General features: G+C 71.8%; 16 protein-coding genes. 4 read left to right on the plus strand and 12 right to left on the minus strand.

Annotated elements, in window-relative coordinates; genetic code table 11:
• Nucleotides 1-173: 173 nt before the first annotated feature.
• From lpdA to ACWDY5_RS36685, 3 genes are all read left to right on the plus strand, one after another.
• Nucleotides 174-1577 (plus strand): dihydrolipoyl dehydrogenase, encoded by a 1404-nt coding sequence (lpdA, locus tag ACWDY5_RS36675; RefSeq protein ID WP_449726768.1) that lies wholly within the window; start codon nucleotides 174-176, stop codon nucleotides 1575-1577.
• A 123-nt stretch (nucleotides 1578-1700) separates the two neighbouring features.
• On the plus strand, nucleotides 1701-2357 hold the full coding sequence (locus tag ACWDY5_RS36680) for a HemK2/MTQ2 family protein methyltransferase (protein WP_449726722.1): 657 nt from the start codon (nucleotides 1701-1703) through the stop codon (nucleotides 2355-2357).
• 13 nt (nucleotides 2358-2370) lie between these two features.
• Nucleotides 2371-2553 carry a CDGSH iron-sulfur domain-containing protein gene (locus tag ACWDY5_RS36685; RefSeq protein ID WP_449726723.1) on the plus strand — a complete coding sequence of 61 codons (183 nt, stop codon included), beginning with the start codon at nucleotides 2371-2373 and terminating at the stop codon, nucleotides 2551-2553.
• Here the strand turns inward: ACWDY5_RS36685 and ACWDY5_RS36690 are convergent.
• Genes ACWDY5_RS36690 through ACWDY5_RS36705 form a run of 4 tightly spaced genes read right to left on the minus strand, consistent with a single transcriptional unit; the run spans nucleotide 2541 to nucleotide 5663 of the window.
• Nucleotides 2541-3176: an SRPBCC domain-containing protein gene (locus tag ACWDY5_RS36690; RefSeq protein ID WP_449726724.1), complete on the minus strand. Its 636-nt coding sequence runs from the start codon at nucleotides 3174-3176 to the stop codon at nucleotides 2541-2543. The genes ACWDY5_RS36685 and ACWDY5_RS36690 overlap by 13 nt on opposite strands.
• Entirely contained in the window at nucleotides 3173-3523 is a 351-nt protein-coding gene (locus tag ACWDY5_RS36695; RefSeq protein ID WP_449726725.1) for an ArsR/SmtB family transcription factor, read from the minus strand. The genes ACWDY5_RS36690 and ACWDY5_RS36695 overlap by 4 nt, the downstream gene beginning before the upstream one ends.
• Nucleotides 3524-3562: 39 nt before the next feature.
• Nucleotides 3563-4543, minus strand: coding sequence for an iron-containing redox enzyme family protein (locus ACWDY5_RS36700; protein WP_449726726.1), 981 nt, complete (start codon nucleotides 4541-4543; stop codon nucleotides 3563-3565).
• Nucleotides 4544-4577: 34 nt separating this feature from the next.
• A complete protein-coding gene (locus ACWDY5_RS36705) occupies nucleotides 4578-5663 on the minus strand; it encodes a carboxylate-amine ligase (protein WP_449726727.1) in 1086 nt (361 codons plus the stop codon).
• Nucleotides 5664-5763: 100 nt separating this feature from the next.
• Here ACWDY5_RS36705 and ACWDY5_RS36710 point away from each other — a divergent pair, with 100 nt between their 5' ends.
• Nucleotides 5764-6735, plus strand: coding sequence for a TIGR03557 family F420-dependent LLM class oxidoreductase (locus ACWDY5_RS36710; protein ID WP_449726728.1), 972 nt, complete (start codon nucleotides 5764-5766; stop codon nucleotides 6733-6735).
• A 69-nt stretch (nucleotides 6736-6804) separates the two neighbouring features.
• Here ACWDY5_RS36710 and ACWDY5_RS36715 read toward each other — a convergent pair whose 3' ends face one another.
• The 8 genes from ACWDY5_RS36715 to ACWDY5_RS36750 all read right to left on the minus strand — a co-directional run bounded on the left by ACWDY5_RS36715 (nucleotide 6805) and on the right by ACWDY5_RS36750 (nucleotide 13273).
• Nucleotides 6805-7302 (minus strand): hypothetical protein, encoded by a 498-nt coding sequence (locus ACWDY5_RS36715; RefSeq protein WP_283659075.1) that lies wholly within the window; start codon nucleotides 7300-7302, stop codon nucleotides 6805-6807.
• Nucleotides 7303-7427: 125 nt separating this feature from the next.
• On the minus strand, nucleotides 7428-7829 hold the full coding sequence (locus ACWDY5_RS36720; protein ID WP_449726729.1) for an SSI family serine proteinase inhibitor: 402 nt from the start codon (nucleotides 7827-7829) through the stop codon (nucleotides 7428-7430).
• Between the two features lie 123 nt (nucleotides 7830-7952).
• A complete protein-coding gene (locus ACWDY5_RS36725) occupies nucleotides 7953-8369 on the minus strand; it encodes a DUF6292 family protein (RefSeq protein WP_449726730.1) in 417 nt (138 codons plus the stop codon).
• Nucleotides 8370-8554: 185 nt separating this feature from the next.
• Nucleotides 8555-8938: a peptidase inhibitor family I36 protein gene (locus tag ACWDY5_RS36730; RefSeq protein ID WP_449726731.1), complete on the minus strand. Its 384-nt coding sequence runs from the start codon at nucleotides 8936-8938 to the stop codon at nucleotides 8555-8557.
• A 217-nt stretch (nucleotides 8939-9155) separates the two neighbouring features.
• Nucleotides 9156-10118: a hypothetical protein gene (locus tag ACWDY5_RS36735; RefSeq protein ID WP_449726732.1), complete on the minus strand. Its 963-nt coding sequence runs from the start codon at nucleotides 10116-10118 to the stop codon at nucleotides 9156-9158.
• 198 nt (nucleotides 10119-10316) lie between these two features.
• A complete protein-coding gene (locus ACWDY5_RS36740; protein ID WP_449726733.1) occupies nucleotides 10317-11945 on the minus strand; it encodes an acyl-CoA dehydrogenase family protein in 1629 nt (542 codons plus the stop codon).
• Nucleotides 11932-12540, minus strand: coding sequence for a TetR/AcrR family transcriptional regulator (locus ACWDY5_RS36745; RefSeq protein ID WP_449726734.1), 609 nt, complete (start codon nucleotides 12538-12540; stop codon nucleotides 11932-11934). Before ACWDY5_RS36745 ends, ACWDY5_RS36740 begins: the two co-directional genes overlap by 14 nt.
• Before the next feature lie 19 nt (nucleotides 12541-12559).
• Nucleotides 12560-13273 carry a hypothetical protein gene (locus ACWDY5_RS36750; protein WP_449726735.1) on the minus strand — a complete coding sequence of 238 codons (714 nt, stop codon included), beginning with the start codon at nucleotides 13271-13273 and terminating at the stop codon, nucleotides 12560-12562.
• Nucleotides 13274-13374 lie beyond the last annotated feature (101 nt).

Below are 13374 nucleotides of genomic sequence, written 5' to 3' on the forward strand. Positions count from 1 at the left end.
TGTTCGCCGAGGCCGCCCGCGCGCTGGAACTGGTGCAGGGCTGGCTGGCCGACGACCGTACGACCTGGTACGCGGCCGTCCCGGCGGTGCCGCCACCGGCGACCTGGACTCCGGCGCTCACGCACGAGATCCACCACACGCGGCCTCGGCCGACCGTGCGTAGGGTGTTGCGGGTGAGTACACATTTCGATGTCGTGGTGCTCGGCGCCGGACCCGGCGGGTACGTCGCGGCAATCCGAGCCGCGCAACTCGGCCTGCGGACCGCGGTCGTCGAGGAGCGCTACTGGGGCGGGGTCTGTCTCAACGTGGGCTGCATCCCGTCGAAGGCGCTGCTGCGCAACGCCGAGCTGGCGCACATCTTCCAGCACGAGGCGCAGGAGTACGGGTTCTCCGTCGAGGGCGGGAAGGTCAGCGTCGACTACGGCGCCGCCCACAGCCGCAGCCGCAAGGTCGCGGACGGGCGGGTCAAGGGCGTGCACTTCCTGATGCGCAAGAACGGCATCACCGAGTTCACCGGCCGGGGCGCGTTCCTGGACGCCAACCGGATGCAGGTCGCGCTGGCCGACGGCGGCACCGAGACGATCAGCTTCGACCACTGCATCATCGCCGCGGGCGCCTCGCCGCGACTGCTGCCGGGGACCTCGCTGTCGGACCGGGTGGTCACCTACGAGGAGCAGATCCTCGCCGACAGCGTGCCGGGCAGCATCGTGATCGCCGGCGCGGGCGCGATCGGCGTGGAGTTCGCCTACGTGCTGGTCAACTACGGGGTCGACGTCACCATCGTGGAGTACCTGGACCGCCTGGTGCCGCTGGAGGACGAGGAGGTGTCCAAGGAGCTGGCCAAGGCCTACCGCAAGCTGGGCATCACGCTCAAGACCAGCACCAGGGTGGACCGGATCGACGACTCCGGCGACCAGGTCAAGATCGAGGTCACCGGGCCGCAGGGCGCGGAGACGCTGCACGCGGACAAGGTGCTGCAGGCCATCGGCTTCGCGCCCAACGTCAACGGCTACGGCCTGGAGAACACCGGTGTCCGGCTCACCGAGCGCGGCGCCATCGACATCGACGGGCGTGGCCGGACCAGCGTGCCGCACATCTACGCCATCGGCGATGTCACCGCCAAGCTGATGCTCGCGCACGCCGCCGAGGCGATGGGCGTGATCGCCGCGGAGACCATCGCGGAGGTGGAGACCATGGAGCTGGACTTCACCATGATCCCGCGCGCCACCTACTGCCAGCCGCAGATCGCCAGCTTCGGCCTCACCGAGAAGCAGGCCAGGGACGCCGGGCACGAGGTCAAGGTGGCCAAGTTCCCGTTCACCGCCAACGGCAAGGCGCCTGGGCTCAACGACACCCGCGGCTTCGTCAAGCTGATCTCCGACGCCAAGTACGGCGAGCTGCTCGGCGGTCACCTGATCGGGCCTGAGGTCACCGAGCTGCTGCCCGAGCTGACCCTGGCGCAGCAGTGGGACCTGACCGTGCACGAGCTCGCCCGCAACGTGCACGCCCACCCGACCCTGGGCGAGGCGGTCAAGGAGGCCCTGCACGGCCTGGCCGGACATATGATCAACATGTGATCGCGGGGTTCCCCGGGGCCACTTCTGGGTAACGCCCCGGGGAACTCCCCACCTGGCGCTGATCGTCGCCGCCTCCGCTGAACTGACGCGTTTGGACAGTCGTCGGCGAGGTATTCGGTTGTCGTGGAACTGCTCCGAAGTCTGGGTGTGTACGCGCCGCAGCGCGACACCACGCTGCTGGTCGACGCCATGCTCGCCGCGCCGTTTCCCACCGGCGCGCGGGTTCTGGACGTCGGCACCGGTTCCGGCGCGCTCGCCGAGGCCGCGGCCATCGCGGGCGCGGCCGAGGTGACCGCGATCGACGTGTCCCGGCGCGCGGTGCTCACCGCCCGGCTACGCACCCTGTGGCACTGGCCACGGGTGCGGGTACGCCGCGGCGACATGCGCTTCTGCCTGCGCGGCAAGGAGTTCGACCTGGTGCTGGCGAACCCGCCGTACGTGCCTGCCGCCCGGCCCGCGCTACCCGAGCGAGGTCCGGCCAGGGCCTGGGACGCCGGACTGGACGGGCGCGCGCTGCTGGACCCGCTGTGCGCGCGGGCGCCGGAGCTGTTGGCCCCCAAGGGAACCATGCTGCTCGTGCAGTCGGCCTTCGCCGGCACCGAGGACACTCTGCTCCGGCTGCGCGGGGGCGGGCTCAAGGCCGCCGTGGTGGCCAGGGACCGGATTCCCTACGGACCGGTAATGCGCGAACGAGCGGACTGGCTGGTGCGCAACGGTTTCGCCGATCCCGGTGAGGACGAGGAGGAGCTGGTGGTGATCCGTGCCGACCGGACCCGCTGAACGACCGCGCCGGATGCGCCTGGTGACCGGCGGCCCGCTGCTGGTGGAAGGGCCGGTCGACCTGGAGCTGCCCGACGGCGACGTCCTGCACTGCTCCCGGTTCCAGGTCGCGGTCTGCCTGTGCCGCCGCAGCAAGCGCTACCCGTTGTGCGACACCAGTCATCGCCGCCGGGTGAAGTCCACTCAGGACGATTGACCGCCCACCGCGGGCGCGAACTGGGCCAGGGACACCTCCACCGCCGTGGCCAGCTGCTCCTCAGTCGCGGTGCCGGAGGCGCGCACGGTCTCCTCCCAGGCCCGCACCGAGCCCGCGGAGAAGTTCTGGGCCTCCAAGGAGTTGGCCGCGGCCACCGGGTCCTCGGACACCTCGCCGGCCAGGTACAGGGCCAGGCCGAGGAACGCGCCGTCCCAGCCGGGTCCCGGGTAGAGCGCGCCCGCGCCGCTGCCCGCGAGCTCCAGCGGCACGGTGTGTTCCAGCTCCAGCGTGGTGGTCTCCGGCCGCGCTCCCTCATTCAGGGTCAGCGTGACGAAGCTGATCGGGCCGCCGAAGGTGACCTTGAGCAGCCGGGGCGGCTGGCAGGTGAGGATGTCGCCGTCCGCGTTGCCCTCCAGCTGGAAGTTCCCGCCCTCGCGCAGATCACCCGTCAGAGGCAGGAACCAGCGGCGCACCCGCTCCGGCTCGGTGATGGCCTCCCACACGTCGGCGACCTCGGCCTCGTAGTCCCGGCGCACGGTGACCGCGACCACCTCGGTCTCGGCCAGTGTGCGGTTGCCGACCGCCCGGTGGATCGCGGCCAGCTGCTGGGCGATGTCGATCATGGCTTGTCCTTTGTCTCAGCGATGCGGCGGGCACGCTTTCCCCTGGCCAGCTCGGTGGCCAGGGCGTCGAGGTGCTGGTGCCAGAATCCGCGGAACTGCTCCAGCCAGCCGTCGACCTCGCGCAGCGGGGCCGGATCCACCGCGTACAACCTGCGCGCGCCATCCGCGCGCACGGTGGTGAACCCGTTGTCCCGCAGCACTTTCAGGTGTTGCGAGACGCCCGGCTGGGAGATCCCGAACTCGGCCCGGATGACCGCGGTCAGCTCCCCGGAGCTCTGCTCCCCGGCGGCGAGCAGCTCCAGGATCCGGCGGCGAACCGGGTCGCCCAGTACGTCAAACGCGTGCACGACGACATCATCACAGCTGAGACTTATATAAGTCAATACTTAAATGAGGGAGGTCTGCCCGGCCCGCCAGCAGCCCAGCAGGTGCTCGGCCAGCCGCTGTTCCAGGAACTCGGTGGCCTGCACGCCCAGCACCACGTCGGCGGCCAGTTCCGGTTCGCGCGCCAGCAGGTCGCCGAGCACGTCGTGCCGCAGCACCTGCTCGTGCACCGCGTCGGCCTCGATGTGCTCGGTGAAGAACTCCACGCAGGCCGGATCGGCGGCCAGCCGTTCCAGCGCCTGCGCCATCCGGCGGGCGCTGGGCGCGGTGGTGATCTCGGCGGCGGCGAAGTGCCCGACCAGCGCGCCGCGCAGCGAACGGCGCAGGCCGAACAGCGACATCATGTTGACCGGGGCCAGCGCCACGGCGGGCACCCGGTCCAGGTAGGCGAGGTAGCCGGGATCCAGGCCCGCCCCGGTGAGCAGGTTGGCGTAGAGCTGGGAGTGCATGCGCTCGGGGTCGCCGCCGCCGAACTCGTCGAACTCCACCGCGACCAGCGCCGCCTTGGCCTTGCCGCGCAACCGGGGCAGCACCCAGGCGTGCGGGTCGGCCTCCTTGAGGTGGTAGAGCGAGCGGTGCGTGAAGTACTCCCGCATCTGCCACCACTCCCCCTCATCGCGCAGGAAATGCGAGATCCCGTTGCCCTCCACCGGTTCCACCAGCAGTTCGTCCACTGTGGACCAGACATCCGCGCCACCGGGCACCTCGTGGCGCAGCGCGGCCAGGAAGGTCCGTTCCAGCGCGGTGCGGAAGGCGATCAGCGCCGGGTCCCACTCCCAGTCCGGGTCGGCCTCGGCGAACCCCTGGTAGTGCAGCTCGTAGAGGGTGTAGAGCGCGAGGTGCAGGTCCTCGCCGAAGGGCTCCGGCGAACCGGGGGCAGGGAAAGTCGCGGTGCCGGGCTCCTCGCGCAGGATGCGCACCACGGCCGCGGACAGCGGGCCGCGCGGGCGCGGGAGCACCGGGCTCAGCGAGACAGCAGTCATCGTCACCCCGAACGAGTACCCGGTTCCGGCTGGCTCAAGCGCGGGTCAGCTCGGCGGCCAGCAGCTCCACCACCGCGGCGGTGCCGTGCGCGGCCGCCGCGCGCTGCCGCTGCGCACCGGCGCCCATGGCGAGCAGCGGTTCCAGCAACCGGGTCACCAGCGCCAGGTCGCCTGCGGCGGCCAGCGCCGGGCCCACCCAGTCGAGCAGTTCGGCCAGCAGCTCGGTGGCGGGCAGCCGCTTCTCGTGCACCGGGTGCACCCCTGGCCCACTGAGGCCGTAGCGGGCGGCTGACCACACCGCAGCCGCGCCGACCTGCTGGCCCACCACCGGCTCCGGCCTACCTCTGTCCACTTCGGACATTCCGGTGTGGACCAGGGCCCGGCTCAGCGCGGCCTGCGCCAGCGCCTCGGCCGCGGTGGGCACCGCGTCGGCGACCCGGAACTCCAGGGTCGGGAAACGTGGGGACGGACGCAGCAGCCAGAAGCTCTGCGTGGGGTCGACCAGCGCGCCGCAGTCCACCAGCCGGGCCACCTCGGCGTCGTACTGCTGCGCCGAGCCGAACGACGGCGGCAGCCCGGAGCCGGGAAAACGGGACTGACACACCATTCGCCAGCTCGCGTACCCGGTGTCCCGGCCCGCCCAGAACACCGAGTTGCCGGAGAGCGCGAGCAGTGTCGGCAGCCATGGCCGGAGGTGGTTCATCACGGCGACCGCGGTCTCCCGGTCCGGCACGCCGACGTGCACGTGGCAGCCGGAAACCTGGTAGTCCTCGACGATCCCGGCGTAGCGCCGCCCGATCTCGGCGAACCGCTCGCCCTCGGCCAGCCCCGGCGGCGCGCCATCGAGCACCGGGGTGCCGGTGGAGAGCAGCAGCAGGCCCTCGGCGCGGGCCGCCGTGTCCAGCTGCCGCCGGGCCGCGAGCAGCTGCCCGCCCAGCTCGGCCAGGTCGGCGCACACCCCGGTGGCCGCCTCGACCTGGGTGTCCATCAGTTCGGTGTGCAGGTTCCCGGCGGCGGGCGGGCCGGCGCGGCGCAGCACCGGCGCGGCCGCCCGGACCGGCCGCCCCGAGGCCGGATCCACCAGCAGGAACTCCTCCTCGACCCCCACGGTCAGCGTCATGCCCCGCAGGTACCCCGTTTGGCCCGCCGTCAGACCGGGGTTGAGCCGCAGCGGTCCGGGTATGTCGGTGGGCGGGCGCGCTGAGGCCGAGGAGGAAACCATGCGGTGGGGCTACACGCTGATGACCGAACAGGCCGGACCGGCCCAGCTGGTCCGCGACGCCGAGGCCGCCGAGCAGGCCGGTTTCGACTTCGAGGTGATCAGCGACCACTACTCGCCGTGGCTGGACAGCCAGGGCCACTCCCCGTACGCGTGGAGTGTGCTGGGCGCGGTCACCCAGCGCACCCAGCGGGTCGAGCTGATGACCTACGTGACCTGCCCGCTGATCCGCTACCACCCCGCGGTGGTCGCGCAGAAGGCCGCCACCATCCAGCTGCTCTCGGACAACCGGTTCACCCTGGGCCTCGGCGCTGGTGAGAACCTCAACGAGCACATCACGGCGCAGGGCTGGCCACCGGCGAACATCCGGCACGAGATGCTGGAGGAGGCGGTGCGGATCATCGGCGAGCTCTTCGACGGCGGCTACGTCAACTACGCCGGCCACCACTACCGGGTGGACTCGGCCAAGCTGTGGGACCTGCCCGAGAAGCGCGTCCCGGTGGCGGTCGCGGTCTCCGGCAAGCAGTCCGTGGCCCGCTTCGCGCTGGCCGCCGACGCGATGATCGCGGTGGAACCGGAGGCCGAGCTGTGCGCGACCTGGGACGCCAGCCGCGGCAACCACTCACCCAGCCGCAAGATCGGCCAGTTGCCGGTGTGCTGGGACGAGGACACCGAGGCCGCGGTGGCGCGGGCGCACGAGCAGTTCCGCTGGTTCGGCGGCGGCTGGAAGGTCAACGCCGAACTGCCCGGCCCGGCTGGCTTCGCCGGAGCTACCCAGTTCGTGACCAAGGAGGACGTGGCCGCCGCCATCCCCTGCGGCCCGGAGGTGCAGCCGATCCTGGACAGCGTGCGGGAGTTCATCGAGGCCGGGTTCACCGATGTCGCGCTGGTGCAGATCGGCGGCGACCACCAGGACGACTTCCTGCGCTTCGCCGAGTCGACCCTGCTGCCCGCGCTGCGCGAGCTGGGTTGAGCGGCACGGGGCCCGGGAGATCGTCCCGGGCCCCTCTGTGCGCTGTTCAGTTGGCCGAGCCTGGTGGGGTCAGACCAGGAAGGTGCGGTCGAAGGAGCAGTTCAGCACCGGGGTGTTGAGACCGGTGCACTGACGAGGCGCCTGCCGCCAGACCTGGCCCTGGGGCGCGATCAGCGTGGTGGTGTAGCCGAGGATCTGCTCGGCGCCGCGGGTCACCGGGGAGTGGGTGGCGGAGCTGACGCCCTGGTAGAGGTAGGCGAAACCGAACCGGGGTCCGGCCTGTTCGACCTGGCGGGTCTCGGAGTAGAGGGTCGCCTGGCCGGTCATGATCACCGGCAGGCCGCAGTTCGTGCGGCCCTGGAAGGAGATCCGGACGTTCTGGGTGTCCGAGGGCCACTGCGCCCTCAGCTGGATGGTGCAGATGGTGGCAGCCGAGACACCCTGGGCGCGGACCTGGAACTGGTCGCTGATCACCGTGTCGGGGATCGGGGCGGCATTGGCGGAGACGCCGGCGACCAGCGTGGTCAGGCCGACGAACGCGGCGACTACCAGTGCGCGCAACCGCATGACTTTCAACCTCCGAAATGGGGGTGGACTTGCTAACGGTCACTATTCAGACATGCCGACCGGGTCCCGGTCCAGCAATTCCGACTGCGATCAATCGGGGATACCGAGCGTCTGTGTGCAAGCAATTACCGGGGTTGGATGTCGAAAACCGGACCGGTGGATGCGGTGAGTACGCACTGGTTGGGGTAAGTGCGCTGGAAACGAATCGGGCGCCCCTGCCAGTGCCCGCGGGCGGTGACGGTCACCGGGCGGTAGTCACGCGGGCAGCCGGGGTGCGCCGGATCGCCGGGCAGCCGGGCGAAGTCACCGTTTGCCCTGTTCAGATCGGCGCAGGCGGCTGCGGCGCGGGGGTGGTCGCCGCCGGGCGGCTGACAGATGAGGGTGCGGCGGTGCGCGACCGGGGCCGGGTCCTCGCCCTCGGCGATGGTCAGCGTCAGGCGGCTGGACTGAGCCGGTCCGGCATTCACCGGCCCGGCGGTCAGCCCGGCCCCGGAAATAGCCGCGACAATAGCGGCGGTCGCGAACAAGCGTTGGCGCATAGGGTGCCTCCACACAGAAAACCGACGGGAGCGGTTCTCGCTCCCGTCGGTATACGCGTGGGACAATTCAAAGCTCGCGCCCAGGACGGCGGAACCCACTGAAAGCAGGAGTCAGACCGTTTCCGCGTGTTCCCGGTAGGCGGTCAGTCCCTCGACCAGTCGCGCCCGGGAACTCGCGCGTGACCGCGGCGGGCCGGGCTGGCCGAGCCGGTGCTCCCCGGCCCGCACGTCGTCGAGGAACCCGCGCACCTCGGCCGGGGCGGGCAGCAGGGCGTCGCCGAGGTAGGCCAGGGTGATCAGATCCTCGCCGGTGCGGGACTCCAGGGCGGCGTACCAGCCCTGGCGTTCGTCCCACAGCAGCGCCAGGTCAAGGCCCGGGAAGCGTTCCAGCCGCCAGTCCAGCGCCAGGTAGGCCGAGGCGGGCGGCTCGGGGTCGATCGTGCAGGATTCGAGGCCGATACCGAGCTGCCGCGCCACCTCCGCGATGTAGCCCTGCAGGCCGCGCGCGAAGGCGTGTTCGGTATCCATCACCGCACCCGTCATGGCCCCCTCTTTCCACTTGTGGCTCAACGTTCGTGTCAGGGGGATTCACCGGATGCCCGTACCGCAAACTCTTGCAGGGCAAGATCTTTGGGTGGTGTGGATCACCGTTCGTGCCGGCGGGCGGCGCGGCCGCCGGCACAGGTGACCCGGTTGCAGGTGGAGCCGACGGATCAGTACACGTAGACGCTGTTGGCCGCGATGTCGATCGAGGGGTCACCGCTGCCGGGGCTGATCGGGTAGGGCCGCCCGGTGCAGTCCCGGCTGGTGAACAGGGACGCGGTGCGCGAGCCGTTGTTGACGCCGGACTTGGCCCGGCCCTCGCCCCACTTGTGGTCGAACAGGTTGACACAGGTGCCGCGCTCGGGGTCGAGCGCCCGCACGTTGAACGGGTTGCCCTGGTAGTTCTCCTGGTCCCACAGGCACAAGGCGCCGGAGTGCGGGCAGGGCGAGGCCGGCGCCGCCGAGGCGGTGCCGGCCAGGGCGGAACCGGCGAGTGCGGTCACCGCGAACGCGGTGAGGGCCAGCCGGGCGGTACGGGAAACGGACTTGCGCACGACAACCTCCAGACACGGCCCCGGTCCGGGGACACCGGCGGCCGCCCCCGGACCGAGGAGTGGACTTCCTCGGTGTGGTGAGTCCTCGGTTGCGAGGACGAGGGCAGGAGACGCCGCGACCCCCGCCCCGGCCCATGCCGGAGCAACGGTGTGCAGTCCCCCAGGACCTCACCACAGAGCCTGGCACGAACCGGACGTTCCGTCCATGCCCGGAGAGTTAAGCACCGAAGTGGACGAATGGCCCCCAGACCGCGATGAACAGGCCGTGACGGTGCGCGGCGCCGACGACCTGGGCGAGTGAGCAGGCGTCCGGCACGCCGACGAGGGCGCGGTGGAGGCGGGCGAGCAGGTCGGCGGTGTGGGTGGGGTCGGGCAGCGGCCAGAGCGCGCCGAGGACGGGGAGGGTGTCGAAGGCGGCCAGGCGTCCCCCGGAAAGGATGACGAGGGGGTCGACGGCGGGTCCCGGGGACGGTTGGCGATCCGGGGACGGTTGGCGATCCAGGGACGGCTGGCGATCCAGGGACGGCTGGCGATCCGGGGACGGCTGCCAGTCCGAAGGTGGTTGCGGTCCCGGGGACGCGGGGCGGTGGCCGAGCAGGACCGTGCTGCGCCACGGCTCGTCCGCGTCCATGATCCCGTGGCAGGTCCGCTGCCCACTCCCCCCGTCCCCCGAACCGTCCCGCGCCCCGGCCCCCACCCCGCCCGGCGCGCCCTCCCCCAGCGACGCCGGCAGCATCGCCGGGGCGTGCACCGGCACCCGCACCGACAGGTCCAGCAGCACGCACGCCGGCATCCCCTCGACCAGCGCCGTGTGCAGCGGCAGGTACAGGATCTCGCCGACCGGGGCCAGTTCCACCTTGGTGCCGCGCAGGTCCGGCCACTCGGTCAGGATCGGCGTCCAGATCAGGCGGCCGGTGGTGGCCAGGGATTCGGCGAGCAGGCGGATCCGGGTGGTGGCCTCCAGGGGCGCGGGGCCGGTTGCCTTGGCCAAGGTCTGGACGGCGGCGGTGACCTCGGGGGTGCTCAAGCCCGGCAGTTCCAGGGTGCCGGTGATGGCGCCGGTGTCGCCGCCGACGGCCTGCCGGACGGCGACGCCCGCGTTCGGGCCCGCCATCAGGTAGAGCAGGGTGCGCTGTGCCGGTTCGGCGAGCTTGGCCCGCCCCGGCCGGAACCAGGACAAGCCGGTTCCCCCTCACCACAAGTGTCCACTGTGGACAGCGCCACAGTTTCCGGTTACTGACTGCCGTCAGCATCGGTGAGAGCCTCCGCGATCCGCGACGGCCGGATGCCCGATCGGTATCTGACGCGGGGTTTCCTGCCCTCTCCGCCGCCCCATCGGGCAGCTCGTTCACCTGTCCGGACTCACCCGTTCCGTCCTCTAGCGCACAGTGCGGCCCCGGTCGATGATCGCCTTGAGGTCCAGGCCCGGTGGCAGGGTGCCGAAGGCCACGCCCCAGTCGCCGGCCAGGCGGCTGGCGCAGAAGGCCTCGGCGACCGCGGGGCTGCCATGACGGACCAGCTGCACGCCTTGCAGCAGCAGCGCCATCCGCTCCACCACCCGGCGGGCGCGGGCCTCGATGTCGGTGAGGTCGCTCAGCTCGGCGCGCACCTTAGCCGCGAAGGCGTCCAGCCTCGGGTCCAGGCCGCGGGCGGTGTCCACCTCGGCGAAGTAGGCCCGCACCGTCTCCGGCTGGCGGCCCATGGCGCGCAGGGCGTCCAGGGCGGCCACGTTGCCGGAGCCCTCCCAGATCGACATCAGCGGGGCCTCGCGGTAGAGCCTGGGCATGCCGGACTCCTCCACGTAGCCGTTGCCGCCCAGGCATTCCAGCGCCTCGGCCGCGTGCGCGGGGCCGCGCTTGCACAGCCAGTACTTCGACACCGCCAGGCCGATCCGGCGGAACAGGGTCTCCTGCTCGTCGCCGTGCTGGGCGCGGTCGGTGGCCCCGGCCAGGCGCATCGCCATGGTGGTGGCGGCCTCGGACTCGATCACCAGGTCGGCCAGCACGGTGGCCATCAGCGGCTGGTCAACCAAAGCTTTGCCGAAGGCCCAGCGGTGGGTGGCGTGGTGCACCGCCTGCACCACCCCGGCGCGCATCCCGGCCGCCGAGCCCAGGCAGCAGTCCAGCCGGGTCATGTTGACCATCTCGATGATGGTGCGGACCCCGCGCCCCTCCTCGCCGACCAGGTAGCCCGCCGCGTCCTCGTACTCGATCTCGGCGGAGGCGTTGGACTTGTTGCCCAGCTTGTCCTTCAGCCGCTGCAACCGGATCCGGTTGCGGGTGCCGTCGGGCAGCACCCTGGGCAGCAGGAAGCAGGACAGGCCGCCGGGCGCCTGGGCCAGGGTGAGGAACATGTCCGACATCGGCGCGCTGGTGAACCACTTGTGCCCCACCAGGGTGTACGCGCCGTCACCGGCAGGGGTGGCGCTGGTGGTGTTGGCCCTGACGTCGGAGCCGCCCTGCTTCTCCGTCATCGACATGCCCGCGATCAGCCCGCGCTTGCCCGAGGGCTCGCGCAGCCCGAAGTCGTACTCCGGCGCGGCCAGCAGGGGCTCGTAGCGCGCGGCCAGCTCGGGGGTGGCGCGCAGCGCGGGCACGGCGGCGTAGGTCATCGAGATCGGGCAGCTGTGGCCCGGCTCGACCTGGCCCCAGGCGAAGAACTTGGCCGCGCGGGCCACGTGCGCGCCGGCCCGCTGATCCCGCCAGGGTGCGGCGTGCAGGCCGTGGCCGACCGCGACCGTCATCAGCTGGTGCCAGACCGGGTGGAAGTCGACCTCGTCGATCCGGTGCCCGTACCGGTCGTGCGTGCGCAGCACCGGCGGGTTGTCGTTGGCCTGGCGGCCCCACTCCTGCGCCTGCCCGCTGCCGGCCAGGCGGCCCAGCTCGTGCAGCTCGGGCTCGGCCCAGCCGGCGCCCTCCCGGTGCAGCGCCTCCACCAGGGCCGGGTCGGCGGCGATGTCGTGGTCGAGCAGCGGCGGGACCTGGTTGGTGACTTCATGAGTCGGCATGGGGGGCTCCGATCGCGCGCAGGCAGAAGGAGATCAGGTTCGGGATGGTGTCCGGGTCGGCGTGCCCGGCCGCGAGTGGGCCGATCAGCACCTCGCCGACCGCGCCGACCAGCGCGGCCGCGCTGACCGCGGGGTTCTGCGGCGGCAGCTCGCCGCGTTCGACCGCGGTGGCCAGCACGCCGGAGACCAGGTCGCGGAAGGCGACGCGGAAGCGCAGGCGCTCGCGTTCCACCGCGGCGTCGATGGGTTCGGCCAGCAGGGCGTAGGCCAGCCGGGGCGACTTCAGCGCGCGCCCGGCGAAGGTCTCCACCACCGCGACCACCCCGGCCCGGTGGTCCGGCGCGGCGGCCACGGCCTGTGCGACCGCGTCCACCTCGTGCCCGACCACCACCCGGAACGCCTCGGCCAGCAGGTCGGCCTTGTTCGGGAAGTGCAGGTACACCGAACCGGCCGCCACCCCGGCCCGCCTGGCCACGGCCGCGATCGAGCAACCGGCGTACCCGGCCTCGGCCAGCAGTTCCCTGGTCGCGCCGAGCACCCGGTCCCTGGTCGCGGCGCGGCGCGCGTCGACCGAAGGCGTGCGGCGGTACGGCATACAAGGAGTGAACCGTGATTCAGTCCTTCACGCAAGCAAGTCCCAGCGAAGTCCAGAGCACCACCGCGCCGTCGCCGGTCGGGGTGTGCCCGGACACCGAGTCCCGCCAGGCAGGCACGGCCAGCGCGCTGCCGCCGCGCAGCAGCCCGCGCACCGAAACCACCATCCGCTGCACGTCGGTCCAGAACTGCAAGGTCACGCACTCACCCCGCTCGGCGGCGGTGTGCGCGACCAGGTCGGCGGCCACCGGCGGCAGCACCTCGGTCAGGCCGGGCAGCCGCCAGCTCTGGCAGATCTGCTCGGCGGCGGCCCTGGCCAGCAGCTCGCCCGAGGGCGAGGCCGGCACCGGCAGGCGTAGTCGCCGCCCGCGCGGACCGGTGTCCAGCGCGGCCATCGCCTCGGCCACGCTCTGGCAGGCCAGCACCCGTTCCGGCAGCCGCACCGCGGCGAAGATCAACCGCACCGACGGGCTGGTGATGGCCAACAGCACCGGCACCCCCGGCCAGTCGGCGACCTCGGCCGCGACCACGTCGAAGACCACCAGCAACGCCGGCGAGGTCACCTTGACCTCGCCCAGCTCCACGATGATGGCCTTGGGCCGCTCCACCGCCAGGCCGAGCAGCAGCTGCCGCACCTCGTAACACGCGATCCGGTCCAGCTCGCCGGCCAGCCCGACGACCCGTACCCGCGCCTCGTCCCGAACCTCGACATCCAGAAAACCGGTGCCGTCCACCGGGCGCCTCCTACCGAGTTGCCCTTCGCTGGGTACCGGAAGCGTCACACGGCGTGCTCTACCGGCACATCGGGAGTACTACTGCTTTTTGTGTTATTTGC

The sequence above is a fragment of the Crossiella sp. NPDC003009 genome, assembly GCF_053591555.1.

Bases quoted from the DNA above. Each gene is read 5' to 3' on its own strand.
- ACWDY5_RS36685 (WP_449726723.1), top strand. From the start codon at position 2,371: ATGCGCCTGGTGACCGGCGGCCCGCTGCTGGTGGAAGGGCCGGTCGAC.
- ACWDY5_RS36700 (WP_449726726.1), bottom strand. From the start codon at position 4,543: ATGACTGCTGTCTCGCTGAGCCCGGTGCTCCCGCGCCCGCGCGGCCCG.
- ACWDY5_RS36745 (WP_449726734.1), bottom strand. From the start codon at position 12,540: ATGCCGTACCGCCGCACGCCTTCGGTCGACGCGCGCCGCGCCGCGACC.
- ACWDY5_RS36690 (WP_449726724.1), bottom strand. From the start codon at position 3,176: ATGATCGACATCGCCCAGCAGCTGGCCGCGATCCACCGGGCGGTCGGC.
- ACWDY5_RS36710 (WP_449726728.1), top strand. From the start codon at position 5,764: ATGCGGTGGGGCTACACGCTGATGACCGAACAGGCCGGACCGGCCCAG.
- ACWDY5_RS36740 (WP_449726733.1), bottom strand. From the start codon at position 11,945: ATGCCGACTCATGAAGTCACCAACCAGGTCCCGCCGCTGCTCGACCAC.
- ACWDY5_RS36725 (WP_449726730.1), bottom strand. From the start codon at position 8,369: ATGGATACCGAACACGCCTTCGCGCGCGGCCTGCAGGGCTACATCGCG.
- ACWDY5_RS36705 (WP_449726727.1), bottom strand. From the start codon at position 5,663: ATGACGCTGACCGTGGGGGTCGAGGAGGAGTTCCTGCTGGTGGATCCG.
- ACWDY5_RS36715 (WP_283659075.1), bottom strand. From the start codon at position 7,302: ATGCGGTTGCGCGCACTGGTAGTCGCCGCGTTCGTCGGCCTGACCACG.